Genomic DNA, 3586 nt, shown 5'->3' with positions numbered 1-3586 from the left:
TCTAGATATCGTTTTACTGCTTGTATTTTATCTTTTGAAGAAAATTTAGCCATAAAAAATGCACCTCCAATTGTTAATTATGTGTCTAACAATTGGGGTGCACTTCAAAATAAGTTAGTCTTTTTGTATGATCATTACTGAAATGAAACAGTATTTTCAATTGGATTGCAGAATATATATTGATTGTATGTCCGTTTCCATTACATAGGAAGGTGATTATATATTTGTGCCGAATGTAGAGGGTACTACAAGAGTTTTCCATTATCTATCGAATTAGTTAGTCATGATTACGGACAGGGGATTTTGGCGTGTTTGATTCTATCAGAAAGTAAAGTATGGGGAGGATCACAATGTCGAAGAAAAAACGTAAGTGGCTAAAGACAATGTTTACTGGTTGTGTTTTAGGTTCGTTATTAATAACGGCAGCTTGTTCAGGAAAGAAAACAAGTACAGAGGATGAAAAAACGATTAAGGTAGGAGTTCTTGCTTCTTTAACAGGACCGCTAGAATCGTATGGAAAACAAACAGTGAACGGATTTGAATTAGGGTTAGACTATGCAACTGGTGGAACTGGGAAAGTAGATGGGAAAAAGATTAAGTTTGTTGTAGAAGATACAGAAACGAAAGCTGATGTAGCAGTTAAAAAAGCTACGAAGTTATTAGAAGAAGAGAAAGTTGATTTTTTAGTTGGATCGTCTAGTTCAAGTGATACGTTAGCGGTTTTACCACTGGCCGGGGAATATGAAAAGATTATGGTTGTAGAACCGGCAGTTGCGGATAGTATTACCGGGAAGAACTGGAATAAATATATTTTTAGAACTGGAAGAAGTTCCTCACAAGATGCGATTGCAGGAGCAGCGGCAATTGCGAAAAAAGGTGTAAAGATTGCGACATTTGCCCCAGATAACGCTTTTGGTCGTGAAGGGATTGCTACATTTAAAGCGGGTGCGAAAAAATTAGGTGCGAGCATTGTGAATGAGCAATACGCGGATACAAATTCAACAGATTTTACAGCGAATATTCAAAATATCATTAGTTCAAAACCAGATTATTTATTTATCGTTTGGGCAGGGGCAAATTCACCTTGGAAACAATTGAAAGATATGAATGTGGAAGCGCAAGGTATTAAAATTTCTACAGGTGCGCCAGATATACCAGCATTAAAAACAATGGATGCATTAGTAGGTATGCAAGGTTTTTCTGTATATTATCACACACTTCCAAAAAATAAAGTGAATGATTGGCTAGTTGAAGAGCATAAAAAACGTTTTAATGGTGTAGTGCCAGATTTGTTTACAGCGGGAGGAATGTCAGCAGCAATTTCTATTGTAGAAGCCTTAAAGAAAACAAAAGGTGATACAGATGTAGATACATTGATTAAGAAAATGGAAGGAATGGAATTTGATACACCGAAAGGAAAGATGAAGTTTAGAGAGAAGGACCACCAAGCGATGCAGACGCTGTATTCTATCACATTGAAAAAGCAAGATGGTGTTGATTATCCGGTGCCAGTGTTAGAGCGAGAATTAACGATGAAAGAAACAGAACCACCAGTTCAAAATAAATAGACTGAATTTTCTGTTGTTTTTGTATAAAGAGGGTGGACCCTCTTTATACATATTTCCTTCATACTCACGGCTTTAAAGGGAGGGATTTCGTGACACATTTGCTAGAGACGAAAAATCTTAGTGTATCTTTTGGTGAACATCAAGTTATTAAAGATGTAAATTTAACTGTCCAAAAAGGAAAGCTCATTTCTATTATCGGGCCAAATGGTGCGGGGAAGACAACATTATTTAATTTACTAAGTGGACAGATTTCACCTACAACAGGTGAAGTGTATTTTAAAGGGCAAGATATTACAAAACTATCGATTTCAGATCGAACACGCTTAGGAATCGGTCGCTCTTTTCAGCTTACAAACATATTCCCAGAATTAACGGTACTTGAAAATGTCCGTTTAAGTGTTCAATCATTCGTACAAGATTACTATAGTTTTTTCCCGAGTTCAGCAAAATTAAAGCAACAAGTTGGAGAGGCGAGACGTTTCTTAAAAACAGTATTACTTCACGAGAAAGAGAACATATTAGCGAAAGATTTGGCACATGGAGAGAAAAGAAAGCTAGAACTTGCGATGTTATTAGCTTTAAAAACGGATGTGTTATTACTTGATGAGCCGACGGCAGGTATTTCGGTTGAGGAAGTCCCTGCTATATTACAAGTGATTGAAAATATTAAGAAACATCCAGAGAGCACAATTGTACTTATCGAACACAAAATGGATATGATACTAGGTTTGTCAGATCATCTTATCGTTTTATTTCATGGAGAGTTATTGGCTGAAGGATTGCCAGAAGAAATTATGAAAGATGAGCGTGTACAAAGTGCTTATTTAGGGGGATTATATAGTGGCACTATTACAAGTGAATAATATAGAAACGTATTTAGATCAGTTTCATATTTTGCAAGGAGTATCTCTTGCTGTTGAGAAAGGGACGATTACTGTACTGTTTGGTAGAAACGGGGCAGGGAAAACAACGACATTACGTTCAGTTATGGGATTTCACCGCATTGCAGATGGTGAAATTTATTATGATAGTGCAAAAGTAAGTGGATTACCTACACATTTAATTTCAAGGAAAGGAATAGGGTATGTACCAGAAAATCAAGGTATTTTTCATGATTTGACAGTAGAAGAAACATTCGCTCTTGCTAGGGGAAAAGGTGAGGAAGTAGAAGGGAAAATAGAGTGGATGCTGGAACTATTTCCGGATTTAAAGCAGTTTTGGAATAAGAAAAGTGGGCTCTTGAGCGGAGGGCAAAAGCAAATGTTGGCTATTTCAAGAGCGTTTATTAATAGTGATGGATTATTACTTATTGATGAGCCGAGCAAAGGGCTATCCCCGATAATGGTGGAGAAATTAATGGTAGCTATTTTGAAGATGAAAGAGAAAACAACAGTTTTACTTGTTGAGCAAAATTTTATGATGGCTAGTCAAATTGGTGATTATTTTTACATTATGGATAACGGACGAATTGTTCATAACGGTTTTATGAATGAATTAAAAAAGGATAAGGAAATGTGTCATAAATATTTAGGAATCTCTTAACATGAATCCGAGGTGAAAAGGATGGATGTGTTAATCAATTTATTTGTAAATGGGATTTCAACAGGGATGCTCATTTTTTTGTTAGCATCAGGTCTTTCACTTATTTTCGGTCTAATGAGCGTTTTAAACTTTGCACACGGTGGTTTATTTGCATGGGGAGCATTTACAGGTGTTTGGTTATTTAATATGACAGGAAGTTATATATTAGCTTTAGTTGGAGCAGTAGCCATGGGAATGTTCCTAGGATTTATTTTAGAAAGGTTTCTTATTAGACCGGTATATGGAAATCATGTTCGACAGCTGCTCGTTACGCTTGGAGGAATGCTCGTTCTTAGTGAGTGTATTAAAATATTTTGGGGGCCAAACCCATGCCCATCAACTTAAGAATCTAGACTACCCCCAAGTGTAAAAAAACGTTATTCTTTCTAAAAAGCTAACTAGAAAGGATGACGTTTTTTATGAATCTTTCGATTCAA

3 protein-coding genes and 1 pseudogene are annotated in these 3586 nt (G+C 36.2%); all 4 read left to right on the top strand.

What is annotated here, in order from left to right; genetic code table 11:
- The first annotated feature begins 350 nt into the window (after positions 1 to 350).
- Positions 351 to 1568, top strand: a complete 1218-nt coding sequence (locus ACS2CR_RS33715; protein WP_153603159.1) for a substrate-binding domain-containing protein — start codon at positions 351 to 353, stop codon at positions 1566 to 1568.
- Positions 1569 to 1657: 89 nt separating this feature from the next.
- Complete coding sequence (locus ACS2CR_RS33710) at positions 1658 to 2431, top strand: ABC transporter ATP-binding protein (protein WP_000149337.1); 774 nt, start codon at positions 1658 to 1660, stop codon at positions 2429 to 2431.
- Entirely contained in the window at positions 2409 to 3110 is a 702-nt protein-coding gene (locus ACS2CR_RS33705) for an ABC transporter ATP-binding protein (RefSeq protein WP_001196696.1), read from the top strand. Before ACS2CR_RS33710 ends, ACS2CR_RS33705 begins: the two co-directional genes overlap by 23 nt.
- Positions 3111 to 3131: 21 nt before the next feature.
- Positions 3132 to 3479: pseudogene (locus ACS2CR_RS33700) on the top strand (ABC transporter permease subunit); the annotation flags it as partial.
- Positions 3480 to 3586 lie beyond the last annotated feature (107 nt).

The sequence above is a fragment of the Bacillus cereus group sp. BceL291 genome (assembly GCF_051776705.1).
Taxonomy (GTDB): domain Bacteria; phylum Bacillota; class Bacilli; order Bacillales; family Bacillaceae_G; genus Bacillus_A; species Bacillus_A cereus.
Note: the sequence above shows the minus strand (reverse complement) of the source record. Positions and strands in the feature narration are given on the sequence as shown.

Bases quoted from the DNA above. Each gene is read 5' to 3' on its own strand.
- ACS2CR_RS33715 (WP_153603159.1), top strand. From the start codon at position 351: ATGTCGAAGAAAAAACGTAAGTGGCTAAAGACAATGTTTACTGGTTGT.